This window comes from Xanthomonas sp. BRIP62415, assembly GCF_003993515.1.
GTDB lineage: Bacteria > Pseudomonadota > Gammaproteobacteria > Xanthomonadales > Xanthomonadaceae > Xanthomonas > Xanthomonas euroxanthea.
In genome coordinates, this window is the sequence record NZ_QEZH01000029.1 from 192,413 (window position 1) to 205,875 (window position 13,463).

The following is a 13,463-nucleotide window of genomic DNA, read 5'->3' on the forward strand; positions in this document are numbered from 1 at the left end:
AGCCAAAACCCGCGTCGTTATTGGGTTTTGGCTTGCGTGCGGTTGGGGGCGCTGGTATAAATGCACGACTCGTGGGCGCGGCAAATTGTGATGCGTCACGCGATACCACTTGTGTCGGGTTCTTCGCTAACGGCAAGAGCGCCGATTGTCGATTCCGCGGCATCTGCCGCAAAGGGAGTTTCAAGAATGAATAAAACCGAATTGATCGATGGCGTTGCCGCTGCCGCTGACATCTCCAAGGCTGAGGCCGGCCGTGCTGTTGACGCGGTTGTGAGCGAAATCACCAAGGCGCTGAAGAAGGGCGATGCCGTCACCCTCGTTGGCTTTGGCACCTTCCAGGTCCGCGCGCGCGCTGAGCGTACCGGCCGCAATCCGAAGACCGGCGACAGCATCAAGATCGCTGCTTCGAAGAATCCTGCGTTCAAGGCTGGCAAAGCCCTGAAGGATGCAGTAAACTAATCGACTCGCTAGGGTGCTTAGCTCAGCGGTAGAGCGTCTCCCTTACACGGAGAGGGTCGGGGGTTCGAAACCCTCAGCACCCACCATTAAGCACCAGGCAACTGTTTCAAGCGCGGAGCGGTAGTTCAGCTGGTTAGAATGCTGGCCTGTCACGCCGGAGGTCGCGGGTTCGAGTCCCGTCCGCTCCGCCAGTTACACCGAAGCCCCTGAGCGATTGGGGGCTTCGTCTTCTTCACCGCATTCGCAATGCGGTTGCGGTGAAGAAGCAGAAGTCCAAGTTTAAAGCGGAGCGGTAGTTCAGCTGGTTAGAATGCTGGCCTGTCACGCCGGAGGTCGCGGGTTCGAGTCCCGTCCGCTCCGCCAGTTATACAAGGCCCCCGGCGTCATGCCGGGGGCTTTTTTTTTTGCGGCCATGGCGGTCATTACGCGTCGAAAGCCATGCCGAACCCGGTGCAGTGCGGGATTGGGCTGGGTGCCCGGCGTCAGGCGCGTTACACTGCGCGGCTCGCCCACAGGCCGTGATTTGCCAATGCTGCAGAAACTTCGCGACAAGACGTCAGGCTGGATCGCTACCGCCATCCTGGGGTTGCTGATGATTCCGTTCCTGTTCGTCATCGACAACAGCTACCTCGGCGGCATTGGCGCCAATAACGTGGCCAAGGTACAGGCACCACCGACATGGTGGAAATCGGCACCGTCCTGGTGGCCGGTGTCGCTGCTGTGGCAGCACCATGAAATCAGTACGCAGGATTTCCGCGCCCGCTTCGAGCAGGCGCGCATGCAGGAGCGGCAGCGCCAGGGCGAGAAATTCGATCCGCGCACGTTCGAATCCCGCGAGAACAAGTTGCAGGTGCTCGACCAGCTGGTCGACGAGCAAGTCGTGCGTCTGGGTGCAGAAGATGCCGGCATCGTGATCGGCGATGCGACGGTACGCGATTACATCGCCGGCATTCAGGCGTTCCAGGTCGATGGCAAGTTCAGCCCCGACCAGTACCGCGCGGCCCTTGCGCAAGGCACGCCTCCGCGCACGCCGGCGCAGTTCGACGCACTGGTGCGCGACAGCTTGCAGCAGTCGGTGATTCCGCAGGCGATTGCCGAGTCGGGCTTTGCGACCAAGGCCGAGTTCGAGCGCCTGCTCAAGCTCATGGGCGAAACGCGTGACGTGCAACTGGCGATGCTGCCGCCGCCGGCCGCCGATACCGCCCCGGTCAGCGATGCGCAGATCAAGCAGTGGTACGACGGGCATACCCAGGATTTCCGTCAGCCGGAGACGGTGACGATCGAGTATGTCGAGCTCGATGCCGCCAAGTTGCCGCCGGCAACCGCCGCTGACGAGGCGACGCTGCGCAAGCGCTACGACGAAGAGAAGGCACGCTTTGTGGAGCCGGATCAGCGTCTGGCATCGCACATCCTGATCAGCGCCGGCAGCGATCCCGCCGCGCAGAAGGCCGCTGAGGAAAAGGCGGCCAAGTTGGCCGCACAAGCCAAGCAGCCGGGTGCCGATTTCGCCGCGTTGGCCAAGGCCAATTCGCAGGACCCCGGTTCCAAGGGTGCCGGTGGCGACCTGGGATGGGTCGAGAAGGGCACGATGGTCAAGCCGTTCGAAGATGCCTTGTTCGCGATGAAGGCTGGCGAGGTGGTCGGCCCGATCAAGAGCGAGTTCGGCTACCACGTGATCCAGTTGCGCGAGGTCAAGGGCGGCCAGGGCAAGTCGTTCGAGCAGGTGCGCGACCAGCTCGCCGCCGAGCAGCTCAAGGCCGATGCCGACAAGGCGTTTGCGGATGTGAGCGGCAAGCTGGTGGATCAGGTCTACAAGAATCCCACCGCGCTGGAGCCTGCAGCCAAGCAGGTCGGTCTGCCGGTGCAGACGCTGGGGCCGTTCTCGCGCGCCGATGCCAGCGGAATCGCGGCCAACCCGGCGGTGCTGCGCGCGGCATTCTCCGAAACGCTGGTGCAGGACGGCACGGTGAGTGATCCGATCACCATCGGTCCGAACCACAGCGTGGTGTTGCGTGTGACCAACCACACCGCCGAGGCGGCCCTGCCGTTGGACAAGGTGCGCGAGAAGGTGATCGCCGCCGTCCGCGCGGACCGCACCGAGAAGGCCGCCGCAGCGGCTGCCGACGCGTTGCTGGCACGTGTGCAGAAAGGCGAGACCCTGCAGGCGCTGGCCGCCAGCGAGAAGTTGCAGGTGCAGCCGATCCCGGGCTTGCCGCGCACCGCGCCGATTCCGACGCCGGCGGCAAACCGCGCCATCTTCAGCGCGCCGCGTCCGACCGACGGCAAGCCGTCGGTGGGCAAGGTGGAGCTGGATGGCGGGCGCTTTGCGGTGTTTGTCATCAGCAAGGCGACCCCGGGCGACCTGAAGCAGATGCCGGCCGAGCAGCAGACCATGCTGCGCGAGCAGCTGAGCCAGATCGACGGCAACAATGCGGCGCAGGCGTACGTCAAGGAAATGCGCAAGCGCTACAAGATCCAGATCGAAGAGGCGCAGCTGTAACCGCTGCTGTTCGACTGGTGGAGAAAGAGCCCGGGGAACCGGGCTTTTTCTTTGGCCGATGCCGTCGTGCGCAGGTGCCAGTGTTCGTGTGGGGTATCCCGCCGCTGGCGCTGCGGCGAGTCTGTGGTTGCGTGGACCAGGCACTGGATTCCCGCAGCAACTGGCTAAGACACTGCGATGGCCCGCCGCAACTGATCTGACGTCGTGCGTATTGCCATCCGTTTGGGATAGGTCTGCCGGGGTTGCGGATTTCGCGCGTCAGGATTGCAGGCGTGCGGTTGCGAAGACGTGCGTCATTCAACGTGCTGATCTGCCGAGCCAATCTGCCAGGCCAGAAAAGCCAGTGTCGGGTTGCGCGTTTGGTGCGCCTACGGGTGGCTGCCTGTCGGTTGGCGGCAGACGCTGCAAGCGCGCTCGATCAACTGCGATGTCGGTCGGCTTGCAACGATAGCGGGCCAATCGGCTGCGAGTACGCCCGTTTCCGATCCCACATAGGTTTCCGATTCCGTATGGCATCGCTGCAGCAGCGCAGGCAAAGGGGAGATGTCAGGCGCTCTCTTTGCATCCGACCTTCGCCTGGGCAGAGCGGCGCGACGCTCAACTCCCCATGCACAACATCGGCGAAAAGCATGCCGCTGCAGTGTCAGCGGCGCCGGAACGGCGCCGGACGCAGGCGACTTAGGTCAGGGTGTGTCTTCGAACGACAACACCATGCCGGGCTTCAGCACGGCACGCTTGTCCAGGCCATTGCTGGTCAGCAGTGTCGTGACGGTCACGCCGTAGCGGCGTGCGATGGCCCAGGCGGATTCGCCGTTGCGGACCGTATGCGTGGTGCGCGCCTGTGGCCTGGAGGCATCCGTCGTCGCGGCGGCAACGACCGTGGGAGCGGCAGCGCTGTTGTCGGCAATGCCGCCCGTGTCGGCAGATGCGACCACGGCACCTGTCGCACCTGGCTGCGCAGGGGCGATCGGGGCGAGCACATGCACGCCCCGCGGTGCGGCGCGCGCGCTGGCCAGCGCCGGATTCAGCCGGGCCAGCAGCTGCGGCTCGATGTCGCGTTGTCCCGCAAAGGCGTTGAGACTGGTGCCGGCCGGCAATGCATGTTCGGTGAGTACCGGTACCGGGCGGTCGAGCGAGGTCAGCAGATTGCCCTGCTGCTGCGCATGGTCCAGCACACAGGCGAGCGCGTGCAGCTTTTCCACGTACTCGTAGGTGACCTTGGACATGCCGGGCAATTCGGACGGGCGAGCGTTCTGCGCGTTCATGCCGGCCGTGCGCATGGCCTGCAGCACGCGATACTCGCCCGCGTTGTAGGCCATCAGCGCCAGGCGCCAATCGCCGCCGAACATGCCATACAGCGTCTTGAGATAACGCACCGCCGCGGTGGTGGAGTCCACTGCCGAGAGGCGGCCGTCGTATTGCGCGCCAACCGGCACATGGTGATTGCGCGCAGTGGTGGCGATGAACTGCCAGAGGCCGGCGGGGCCACTGCCGTTGCGGGCGCCCGGGCGATAACCGCTCTCGACGAACGGAATCAGCGCAAATTCGGTCGGCATGTCGGCTTCGCGCAATTCATCGACCACGTAGCCGAACAGCGGCAAGACATCCTGTGCGTCGTCTGCCAGACGGGCCGGCGCGCGCGAGAAATGTTGTTCCCAGCGGGTGTCGCTATGTTCGCTGTCGCAGCCAGGATCGGCGCGACCGTCCAGGAACGACGAAAAGATCTCCCGACCGTTGCGCACCTGGGGTGTGGCGGTCTGGGCGATCGAACTCTCTGCGGGTTTGGAGCGGCTTGCGTCGTTGGACGATGCGGCTGCGGGTGCGATGACCGCCGATGCGGTCAGCACTGCCAGAAGCAGGCGCCTCATGCGCGAAATTCGTCTTTCCAGCGCCGAAGTTCGGCGAAAACGTCAACTTCAGAGGAAATTGCCCCACCTGCGCGAGATGCCACCGCAGCGCGGATTTCGGGACTGCTGGTGCGTAAGAACGGATTGGTGGCCAGTTCACTCTTGAGCGAAATCGGCAGGGTAGGACGGGCTGCATGACGCATGGCCTGGGCTTCCTGTTGACGGCGCTGCAAGGCAGCGTTGGTGGGATCGACGTGCAGCGCAAAGGCCGCATTGGCCAAGGTGTATTCATGGCCGCAACACACGAGTGTTTCGCCAGGCAGGGAGGCCAGGCGCTGCAACGCGTCGAACATCTGAGGAGCGGTACCTTCGAACATCCGCCCACAGCCTAGGCTGAACAGGGTATCACCGCTGAACAGATGGCGGTCGGTGACGAAGGCGATGTGGCTGCGGGTATGGCCCGGCACGTCCAGTACATCGAAATGGGTGTCAAGCAGGTTCAAGCGCTCGCCCTGGCCCACGCGGTGGGCCTCTGCGGGGATGCGTTCGTCGGCCGGGCCGTACAGCGCAAGGTCCGGCCAACGCTGCTGCAGCGCTGGCACGCCGCCGATGTGGTCGGCATGGTGGTGGGTCAACAGGACTGCGCTGGGACGGAAGCCGTCGCGCTCTGCGGCGGCGAACACCGGCTCGGCCTGGCCGGGATCGACGATGACCGCGCGGCCATCGGTGGCGACCAGCGCCCAGATGTAGTTGTCGTCGAATGCGGGCAGGGCGGTCAGTCGCATAGAATTGGGACCATGCCTGTCACGCCATTCTCCCGTCAAGCTGGCGTCTCATCCTGGTTTGAAACAGGTGCAGGGCGCAGCCTGCTCCAGCTGGAGCGCCGATTGGCGCTTGCAGCGCTGCAGACGCGCCCGTCGCAGCCCTGGCTGTGGCTGACGCCGACTACCGAGTTGCCGCCGCGCGAGGTCCTGCAGGGGCGCGGGCTGCGGCTGTCTCGCAGCGCTGGCCGCTTTGTCGGCGACGCATGTTGCGCCATGCCGTTTCCGTTGCCGACCGAAAGCCTGCAGGCCATCGTGGTGCAGCATGCAGTGGTGGGCGGCGCGGCGGACTTCCTGGCCGAATGCGAGCGGTTGCTGATGCCGGGCGGGCGGCTATGGCTGTTCGCGCTCAATCCGCTGAGCCCGTACCGCTTTCGCTGGGCGCGGCGTGGTCCGGTGGCGCTGCGGCCGGATCGCTGGCGGTTGCTGGCGCAGCGTGCGGGCTTGCAATGCGTGCAGACCGAGCGCTATCTGGGACCGATCTGGCGCACCGGGCGTGGCGCGGCCGACATCGATGGCGCACCCTGGCGCGCGGTGTATCTGCTCGAGGTGGAAAAGCGTGCCGCAGCATCGATCGGGCCGACCCCGATCGCGATGCCCTCGCGCTGGCCGCAGCCCGTGGCCACGATCTGACTACCGACCACTTTCCAAACACCAGAACCTGATGAAATCCATTGAAGTGCATACCGACGGCTCCTGCCTCGGCAATCCCGGGCCGGGCGGTTGGGCTGCCTTGTTACGTTACAACGGCCGCGAGAAGGAACTGTCCGGCGGCGAAGCCACCTCCACCAACAACCGCATGGAATTGATGGCGGCGATCATGGCGCTGGAAACGCTCACCGAGCCGTGCCAGATCGTGCTGCATACCGACTCGCAATACGTGCGCCAGGGCATTACCGAGTGGATGGCCGGCTGGGTGCGCCGCGGCTGGAAGACGGCCGGCGGCGACCCGGTCAAGAACCGTGAACTGTGGGAGCGGCTGCATGCGGCCACGCAACGTCACCGCATCGATTGGCGTTGGGTGAAAGGCCACAATGGCGACCCGGACAACGAGCGCGTCGACGTGCTCGCCCGCAATCAGGCCATCGCCCAGCGCGGTGGCAGCGCAACCGCGTAAGCAAGAGGATTCATGCGTCAGATCATTCTCGATACCGAAACCACCGGCCTGGAGTGGCGCAAGGGCAACCGCGTCGTCGAAATCGGTGCGGTGGAGCTGCTGGAGCGGCGCCCGAGCGGCAACAATTTCCATCGTTACCTGAAGCCCGATTGCGACTTCGAACCCGGTGCGCAGGAAGTGACCGGGTTGACCCTGGAGTTCCTGGCCGACAAGCCGCTGTTTGCCGATGTGGTCGAGGAGTTCCTGGCCTACATCGACGGCGCGGAGCTGATCATCCACAACGCCGCGTTCGATCTGGGATTCCTGGACAACGAGCTGTCGCTGCTGGGCGACAACTACGGCCGTATCGTCGATCGCACCACCGTGGTGGATACCCTGATGATGGCGCGCGAGCGCTATCCGGGGCAGCGCAATTCGCTGGATGCCTTGTGCAAGCGCCTTGGCGTGGACAACTCGCATCGCCAGTTGCATGGCGCCTTGCTCGATGCGCAGATCCTGGCCGATGTGTATATCGCGCTGACCTCGGGCCAGGAAGAAATCGGCTTTGCCAGCGCCGATACCGGTCAGCGCAGCGAGCATGGCGAGGGCATGATCACCTTCGATCCGGCGCTGCTGTTGCCGCGCGCGCGGGTGGTGGTGACCGCCTCCGAGTCGCAGGCGCACGAGGCGCGCCTGGCGTATCTGCGCAAGAAGGCCGGGCGCGCGTTGTGGGATGCGCCGGTTGAAGAGGTGGCTGCTACCGGGTAGTGCGGCTTTCGGCAACTGGTGTCCTGCTGTCGCGCGGCGGGTGATGTGGTGGGAGTGCAGTGCGCAGTTGGTGCCCGGAGAGGCCGCGAAGTACGCGCCCGGAATGGCTACCGCGCGGGTTCGATGCCCGTGCCTGGCTCTGCCAACGAAGCTGATGTCTCTCTGGTCTAGTGCGGAGCGGGATGATGTTGCTCTTCGCTGCATGCCGGTGATCTGCGGCCTGGCTGCAGGGCCCTCGCCCGCCCACCGTCGCGGGACCTTACGCGGCATGGATGCCGCGTAAGAGCCTCCATGGATGGATTCACGGCGTGTCCCGCGATGGTGGGCGGGCGAGGACCTGTCGAGATGGTCGGTGTGCAGGGTATTCGACCAGGCAGCCCACTCATGCTTTGGTGCAGTGCTCTCGGCGGTTCCGGGACCCTTGGCGGCCTGGATGCCGCCAGGGAGTTTTTAGGATTAGATTCACGGCGTGGCCCGCAGGCGGTGAGGACGTCGCGCCCTCGACCGACCAGGCGTTTGTTTGCCTCCAACCAAAATGCGGCCAACAACACCCTTGCGCTCACCGCCAGCCGGGTGCTCGCTACGCTTCGTTGGCCGTTTTCAGTAGCTGCGCACCAATATCGCGGTGATGTTGTCCGAGCCGCCGCCATCGAGCGCGGCGGCGACCAGGCACTCGACACACTCCTGGGCGCTGCAATCGGCCTGCGACAGGGTTGCGGCGATCGCGGCGTCGTCGACTTCTTCGGTGAGGCCGTCGCTGCACAGCAGCAGCTGCATGCCGGATTTGAGTTCGCCCTGCATGGTGGCGACATTGAGGTGGACCGGATCGGTGACGCCCAGGGCCTGGGTCACCACGTTGCGATGCGGATGCGCGCGCGCCTGCTCGCTGGTCAGGGTGCCCTGGGCGATGAGTTCCTGCACATAGCTATGGTCCTGGCTCAGTTGCGCCAGCCGCCCGTCGCGCCACAGGTACGCACGGCTGTCGCCGACCCAGGCCACTTCGAAGCGCTGGCCGAGTACGCGCGCAGCGACGACCGTGGTGCCCATCGGCAAGGTGTCGTTGCAGCGGCGCGAGGTCTTGATGATCTCTTCGTCGGCGATGCGTACCGCCTGCGCCAGCGGGGTGCCGGCGCGCACCTCGCGCACGATGGTTTCGCGCGCCAGCGCGCTGGCCACTTCGCCGCAGGCGTGCCCGCCCATGCCGTCGGCCACCAGCCACAGCCCCAATTCGCTGTCGCCGTAGTACGTGTCCTCATTGAGGTCACGGCGCAGGCCGACATGGGTAAGGTGTCCGAATTCGAGCATGGGGGCGGGTCGCCAAAGAGAGGAGGTGCGTGACCATCATCGCGGGGCGGCCGGCCAGCAGCAACACGCCGATCGCCGATGCCGCAGGCCGGGTTCACGCCCGGAGCCGCGATCGTGCCGGCGATGCCGGCCCGGGCCGCTTGTGGCCTGGCGCCCGTGCCCGTATGATGCACGGCCCCGGGACACTGGGGACCATCTGGAGAGGTGGCAGAGCGGTTGAATGTACCTGACTCGAAATCAGGCAGGCGTTTATAGCGCCTCGGGGGTTCGAATCCCCCCCTCTCCGCCAGATTCGCATCAGCCCCCGCAAGGGGGCTTTTGTTTATGTGCCGCCACCGCGCGCTGCTGCGCTGGCTACAATCGCCCGATATCCGTTGGAGGCCTGTCATGTCCGAGATCCTGGTACCCGTGTCCTTTGGCGAGCTGCTCGATAAAATCGCGATCCTGCAGATCAAGTCCGAGCGCATGCGCGACCCCGCCAAGCTGGCCAATGTGCGCAGCGAGCTGTCCGCGCTGGAGACCAGCTGGATGGCGCATCCGGCCGCCGGCCACGACATCGTGCGCCTGCGTGCCGCGCTCAAGGCCGTCAACGAGCGGCTATGGGTGATCGAGGACGACATCCGGCTCAAGGAGCAGGCGCAGAGCTTCGACGACGGCTTCGTACAGCTGGCGCGCAGCGTCTATATCGAAAACGACGAGCGCGCGCGCATCAAGAAAGAGATCAACCTGGCGCTGGGTTCGTCGTATGTGGAAGAGAAGTCGTACCAGGACTATCGCGCCACCGGTGCCTGATGGCCGCTGATCGCGGGCCTGCGTGACCGGAGGCATGACGGCGGCCGGTCCGTGAGCCGCGCACCCTGGCGTGTCGCCAGGGTGTACGTCATCGGGTACCGCAATGATTGGTTGCCGCGCGTGCCGGGTCGGGGTTTCGCCGTTGTTTCCCGGCTGTTCCGGGCAAACGGGCCGCGGCGCGGACCGTCCGGCAGCGATTGACTCCCCGTTCCGGCGACGATCCGCCGCCGGCCTTCAGCGCGGATGATCACCACGATAACGCTCGAATGCGGCGATCGCATCGTCCACGGTGATCAGGGCCATCACCTCGTCGAACTCGATCTTGGTGCCCCATTTCAGCTGGTCGGCCGGCTTGCCCAGGTACTTGCGGGCGGCCGCGTCGTACCGGTCCACGCAATAGCGCACGTCCGAATACGGGCCGCTGCGCAGTGGATTGCTGGCCGCATGCAGGCCCAGCACCTTGGTGCCCATCGCGTTTGCGATGTGCATCGGCCCGGAATCGGGGGTGACCACCAGCTCGGCGCGGGCGAGCAGGGCGGGGAGTTGCTTGAGCGTGTCCTTGCCGACCAGGTCCAGCACCGGCGCGCGCGTGGCCGCGACGATGGCATCGGCGGTGCTGCGTTCCAGCTCACTGCGGCCACCGCACAGCACGACCCGCCAGCCCTGGGCTGCGGCATGGTCGGCCAGCGCGGCATGCCGGTCGGGATACCAGTTGCGGCGTGCGTGGCTGGAGCACGGCGAAATCATCAGCACCGGGCGGCCGTCGTCGTCCCATTGTGCGCGTGCCCAGTGATGGGCCTCGTCGGGAACTGGCAGATCCCAGCGCACCTGGCGCTGGGTCAGGCCGAGCGGCTGGGCGAAGCTGCCGATGGCGTCGAGCACGTGGATGCCGGGGCGGTCGGCGATGCGCTCGTTGACGAACAGGCCGTGCAGGTCCTTGGAACGGCTGCGGTCATAGCCGATCCGCCGCCGCGCCGGCACGAAGGCCGACAGCACGTTGGCGCGCAAGGCCACCTGCATCTGCAGCAGCGCATCGAAGCGACCCAGTGGCGCCAGCGACTGGCGTAGCGCGCGCATGCCGGCCACGCCGGTGCGCTTGTCGTAGGCATGGAACTGCACGCCGGGCAGGCCGTCGAGCAATTTCAACCCGGCCTTGTCGATGATCCAATGCAGCTGGCTTGCCGGAAATCCCGCCTGCAAGGTGCGCACCAGCGGCACCACATGGGTGACGTCACCCAGGGCGGACAGGCGCAGCAGGCATAACGAAGCGGGCGTAGAAGCCATGGTGTTGTTAGACTCGATGGATGGTTGCTTTCGACGCCACTGAAGCGCTGACGCCGTACCGCGAAGGCCGCGGCTATGGCGCCATTCTGTTCGACCGCGAACGGCTGCGGCAAGCCGATGCCGGGCTGTTTTCGCCGCAACGCTGGGGTGACAGGGCACGGCCGGTCGACGAAGGCGGGCGGGGTGGGGCCTGGTTCGTGGATGCGCCGTTCGGTCGTAGCGTGTTGCGGCAGTACCTGCGCGGCGGCATGGCCGCGCGCGTGAGTCGCGATCACTATCTGTGGAAGGGAGCGGGACGCACGCGCAGCTTTGCCGAGTTCCGGCTGATGCGCGAACTCGTCCAGCGCAAGTTGCCGGTGCCGCGTCCGTTGGCGGCCTGCTACCTGCGCGAAGGGCTGAGCTATCGCGCCGCCTTGTTGATGGAGCGCCTGGAGAACGTGCGTTCGCTTGCCGATCACGCGCAGGTGGCCGGGCGCGGTGCGCCGTGGGAAGAGACCGGGCGGCTGATTGCGCGCTTTCATCGCGCCGGCCTGGATCATGCCGACCTCAACGCGCACAACATCCTGTTCGATGCCGGCGGGCATGGCTGGCTGATCGATTTCGACCGTGGTGTGTTGCGGATTCCGGCTACGCGCTGGCGCGAACGCAATCTCAAGCGCCTGCACCGCTCGCTGCTGAAGTTGCGCGGCAGCCGCAGCCGCGAAGAGGTCGACAAGGATTACGAGCGCCTGCATCGCGCTTACGAACTGGCCTGGGGCCGGGGCTACTGATGAACTGGGCGTTGCGTGTGCAGGGGGTCGGCAATGCGTCGGCGGTCGCGCTTGGTTCGCCGATGGCCACCATCGAGCGCGCCGGCGCGCCGTGGCTGACCATCGACTGCGGCAGCGAAGGGCTCACCGCTTATCAGGCCCATTACGGTCATCTGCCGCATGCGGTGTTCATCACCCACGTGCATCTGGACCACGTGGGCGGGCTGGAACGGCTGTTCGTGGACAGCTATTTCTCCGGACGCCGCGGGCGCACACGCCTGTACGTGCCGGCGCCGGTGGTGCCGTTGCTGCAGCGGCGGATCGCCGACTACCCGAACGTGCTGGCCGAGGGCGGTGCGAACTTCTGGGACGCGTTCCAGCTGGTACCGGTCAGCGAGGCGTTCTGGCACGACGGGGTGCGGCTGGAGGTGTTCCCGGCGCGCCACCATTGGCCGGAGACCGCCTACGGGCTGCGGCTGAAGGGGGCCCTGGTCTGGAGCGGCGACACCCGGCCGATCCCGGAGATCCTGGCCCGCTACGCTGATGACAGCGAGCTCATCGCGCATGACTGCGGCGTTCACGGCAACCCGTCGCATACTGGGGTGGACGATTTGGAGCGGGAATACCCGCAGGACCTGTTGAGCCGCATGCTGCTGTACCACTACGCCAGTGACGCCGACGGCGACGTGCTACGCGCACGCGGCCATCGCGTGGCCGTGCCCGGCCAACATCTGCCGCTGGCGGAGCCGACTGCCGCCATGGTGCCCTGATGGCGGCCTTGCTGTTGCCGAACCTGACCGCCGCGCCGATGCAGGACCGCTACGGCAGGCCGCTGCGCGATCTGCGCCTGTCGGTCATCGAGGCCTGCAACTTCCGTTGCGGCTACTGCATGCCGGCCGACCGCGTGCCCGACGATTACGGCTTCGATGCGCAGCAGCGCCTGAGTTTCGACCAGCTGGAAACGCTGGTGCGTGCCTTCGTCGCGGTCGGGGTCACCAAGGTGCGCCTGACCGGCGGCGAGCCGCTGTTGCGTCGCGATCTGCCCAGCCTGATTGCGCGCCTGACCACCATCGAGGGCATCGAGGATCTGGCGCTCACCACCAATGGCACCTTGCTCGCGCGGCAGGCGGTGGCGCTGCGCCAGGCCGGGTTGCGCCGCATCACCGTGAGCATGGACGCCCTGGAGCCGGAGCTGTTCAGGCGCATGAGTGGCAACCGCGGCGAGATTGCGCAGGTGCTGGCCGGCATCGCCGCCGCCGAGCAGGCCGGCTTCCAGCGCCTGAAGATCAACTGCGTGGTGCAGCGCGGCGTCAACGAAGATCAGGTGCTGCCCCTGGTGGAGCATTTCCGTGGCAGCGGCCACGTGCTGCGCTTCATCGAGTTCATGGATGTGGGCAGCTGCAATGGCTGGACGGCCGATGCGGTGGTGACCTCCGCGCAACTGCACGCGCGCATCCACGCGCGCTGGCCACTGGTGCCGCTGGATGCCAATTACACCGGCGAAGTGGCGCAGCGCCATGCATTTGCCGATGGCGCGGGCGAGGTGGGTTTTGTCAGTTCGGTCAGCGTGCCGTTCTGCGGCGATTGTCAGCGCGCACGCGTGTCGGCCGACGGGCAGTTGTATACCTGCCTGTTCGCCAGCCAGGGCCATGACCTCAAGCCGGCCCTGGCCGAGGGCGAGCATGGATTGTCCGAGCATCTGCGTGCGCGCTGGAGCGTGCGTGCCGATCGCTACAGCGAAGTGCGTGCATCGACGCCACGGCGCGGCAAGCCGGTCGAAATGTTTTTGATTGGCGGGTAGGGAATGCGGTTCCATCGAGGCGCCGCGTTCACCGAGAATGC

Annotated in this window: 13 protein-coding genes and 4 tRNA genes; 13 read left to right on the top strand and 4 right to left on the bottom strand. The window is 66.0% G+C overall.

The features are described 5' to 3' along the window. The first annotated feature begins 186 nt into the window (after positions 1–186). From EO141_RS15020 to EO141_RS15040, 5 genes are all read left to right on the top strand, one after another. Positions 187–459, top strand: coding sequence for an HU family DNA-binding protein (locus EO141_RS15020; RefSeq protein ID WP_024938423.1), 273 nt, complete (start codon positions 187–189; stop codon positions 457–459). An 11-nt stretch (positions 460–470) separates the two neighbouring features. Next, positions 471–545: transfer RNA gene (locus EO141_RS15025), tRNA-Val, on the top strand. 28 nt (positions 546–573) lie between these two features. Continuing rightward, positions 574–650, top strand: a tRNA-Asp gene (locus tag EO141_RS15030). A gap of 95 nt (positions 651–745) precedes the next feature. Further along, a tRNA-Asp gene (locus tag EO141_RS15035) sits at positions 746–822 on the top strand. Between the two features lie 166 nt (positions 823–988). Continuing rightward, positions 989–2,959, top strand: coding sequence for a peptidyl-prolyl cis-trans isomerase (locus tag EO141_RS15040; RefSeq protein WP_127169563.1), 1,971 nt, complete (start codon positions 989–991; stop codon positions 2,957–2,959). Positions 2,960–3,642: 683 nt separating this feature from the next. Here the strand turns inward: EO141_RS15040 and EO141_RS15045 are convergent. Both EO141_RS15045 and gloB read right to left on the bottom strand, forming a co-directional pair. Beyond that, entirely contained in the window at positions 3,643–4,827 is a 1,185-nt protein-coding gene (locus tag EO141_RS15045; RefSeq protein ID WP_127169564.1) for a lytic transglycosylase domain-containing protein, read from the bottom strand. Continuing rightward, positions 4,824–5,591, bottom strand: a complete 768-nt coding sequence (gene gloB / locus EO141_RS15050; RefSeq protein ID WP_127169643.1) for a hydroxyacylglutathione hydrolase — start codon at positions 5,589–5,591, stop codon at positions 4,824–4,826. The genes EO141_RS15045 and gloB overlap by 4 nt, the downstream gene beginning before the upstream one ends. Positions 5,592–5,603: 12 nt before the next feature. Between gloB and EO141_RS15055 the strand changes: the two genes are divergently transcribed. Genes EO141_RS15055 through dnaQ form a run of 3 tightly spaced genes read left to right on the top strand, consistent with a single transcriptional unit; the run spans position 5,604 to position 7,491 of the window. Continuing rightward, positions 5,604–6,260, top strand: a complete 657-nt coding sequence (locus EO141_RS15055; protein WP_104582311.1) for a hypothetical protein — start codon at positions 5,604–5,606, stop codon at positions 6,258–6,260. A 31-nt stretch (positions 6,261–6,291) separates the two neighbouring features. Beyond that, the gene (gene rnhA / locus EO141_RS15060) at positions 6,292–6,744 is read left to right on the top strand and encodes a ribonuclease HI (RefSeq protein WP_104649525.1); all 453 of its coding nucleotides are present in this window, start codon (positions 6,292–6,294) and stop codon (positions 6,742–6,744) included. 12 nt (positions 6,745–6,756) lie between these two features. Next, on the top strand, positions 6,757–7,491 hold the full coding sequence (dnaQ, locus tag EO141_RS15065; protein ID WP_127169565.1) for a DNA polymerase III subunit epsilon: 735 nt from the start codon (positions 6,757–6,759) through the stop codon (positions 7,489–7,491). A 600-nt stretch (positions 7,492–8,091) separates the two neighbouring features. Here dnaQ and EO141_RS15070 read toward each other — a convergent pair. Continuing rightward, on the bottom strand, positions 8,092–8,796 hold the full coding sequence (locus EO141_RS15070) for a PP2C family serine/threonine-protein phosphatase (protein ID WP_024938430.1): 705 nt from the start codon (positions 8,794–8,796) through the stop codon (positions 8,092–8,094). Between the two features lie 198 nt (positions 8,797–8,994). Between EO141_RS15070 and EO141_RS15075 the strand changes: the two genes are divergently transcribed. Together EO141_RS15075 and EO141_RS15080 are read left to right on the top strand one after the other, a co-directional pair. Next, positions 8,995–9,085 (top strand) — tRNA-Ser (locus EO141_RS15075). A gap of 98 nt (positions 9,086–9,183) precedes the next feature. After that, positions 9,184–9,588, top strand: a complete 405-nt coding sequence (locus EO141_RS15080; RefSeq protein WP_104582314.1) for a DUF6165 family protein — start codon at positions 9,184–9,186, stop codon at positions 9,586–9,588. Between the two features lie 234 nt (positions 9,589–9,822). On the opposite strand, the gene EO141_RS15085 is transcribed toward EO141_RS15080, so the two are convergent. Beyond that, positions 9,823–10,872, bottom strand: a complete 1,050-nt coding sequence (locus tag EO141_RS15085; protein ID WP_127169566.1) for a glycosyltransferase family 9 protein — start codon at positions 10,870–10,872, stop codon at positions 9,823–9,825. Between the two features lie 20 nt (positions 10,873–10,892). On the opposite strand from EO141_RS15085, the gene EO141_RS15090 reads away from it, so the two are divergent. Genes EO141_RS15090 through moaA form a run of 3 tightly spaced genes read left to right on the top strand, consistent with a single transcriptional unit; the run spans position 10,893 to position 13,422 of the window. Further along, entirely contained in the window at positions 10,893–11,642 is a 750-nt protein-coding gene (locus EO141_RS15090) for a 3-deoxy-D-manno-octulosonic acid kinase (RefSeq protein ID WP_104582316.1), read from the top strand. Further along, the gene (locus EO141_RS15095; protein ID WP_127169567.1) at positions 11,642–12,391 is read left to right on the top strand and encodes an MBL fold metallo-hydrolase; all 750 of its coding nucleotides are present in this window, start codon (positions 11,642–11,644) and stop codon (positions 12,389–12,391) included. Before EO141_RS15090 ends, EO141_RS15095 begins: the two co-directional genes overlap by 1 nt. Then, positions 12,391–13,422 (top strand): GTP 3',8-cyclase MoaA, encoded by a 1,032-nt coding sequence (moaA, locus tag EO141_RS15100; RefSeq protein WP_127169568.1) that lies wholly within the window; start codon positions 12,391–12,393, stop codon positions 13,420–13,422. The genes EO141_RS15095 and moaA overlap by 1 nt, the downstream gene beginning before the upstream one ends. The last annotated feature ends 41 nt before the right edge of the window (positions 13,423–13,463 follow it).

Bases quoted from the DNA above. Each gene is read 5' to 3' on its own strand.
- EO141_RS15020 (WP_024938423.1), top strand. From the start codon at position 187: ATGAATAAAACCGAATTGATCGATGGCGTTGCCGCTGCCGCTGACATC.
- EO141_RS15040 (WP_127169563.1), top strand. From the start codon at position 989: ATGCTGCAGAAACTTCGCGACAAGACGTCAGGCTGGATCGCTACCGCC.
- EO141_RS15045 (WP_127169564.1), bottom strand. From the start codon at position 4,827: ATGAGGCGCCTGCTTCTGGCAGTGCTGACCGCATCGGCGGTCATCGCA.
- gloB (WP_127169643.1), bottom strand. From the start codon at position 5,591: ATGCGACTGACCGCCCTGCCCGCATTCGACGACAACTACATCTGGGCG.
- EO141_RS15055 (WP_104582311.1), top strand. From the start codon at position 5,604: ATGCCTGTCACGCCATTCTCCCGTCAAGCTGGCGTCTCATCCTGGTTT.
- rnhA (WP_104649525.1), top strand. From the start codon at position 6,292: ATGAAATCCATTGAAGTGCATACCGACGGCTCCTGCCTCGGCAATCCC.
- dnaQ (WP_127169565.1), top strand. From the start codon at position 6,757: ATGCGTCAGATCATTCTCGATACCGAAACCACCGGCCTGGAGTGGCGC.
- EO141_RS15070 (WP_024938430.1), bottom strand. From the start codon at position 8,796: ATGCTCGAATTCGGACACCTTACCCATGTCGGCCTGCGCCGTGACCTC.
- EO141_RS15080 (WP_104582314.1), top strand. From the start codon at position 9,184: ATGTCCGAGATCCTGGTACCCGTGTCCTTTGGCGAGCTGCTCGATAAA.
- EO141_RS15085 (WP_127169566.1), bottom strand. From the start codon at position 10,872: ATGGCTTCTACGCCCGCTTCGTTATGCCTGCTGCGCCTGTCCGCCCTG.
- EO141_RS15090 (WP_104582316.1), top strand. From the start codon at position 10,893: ATGGTTGCTTTCGACGCCACTGAAGCGCTGACGCCGTACCGCGAAGGC.
- EO141_RS15095 (WP_127169567.1), top strand. From the start codon at position 11,642: ATGAACTGGGCGTTGCGTGTGCAGGGGGTCGGCAATGCGTCGGCGGTC.
- moaA (WP_127169568.1), top strand. From the start codon at position 12,391: ATGGCGGCCTTGCTGTTGCCGAACCTGACCGCCGCGCCGATGCAGGAC.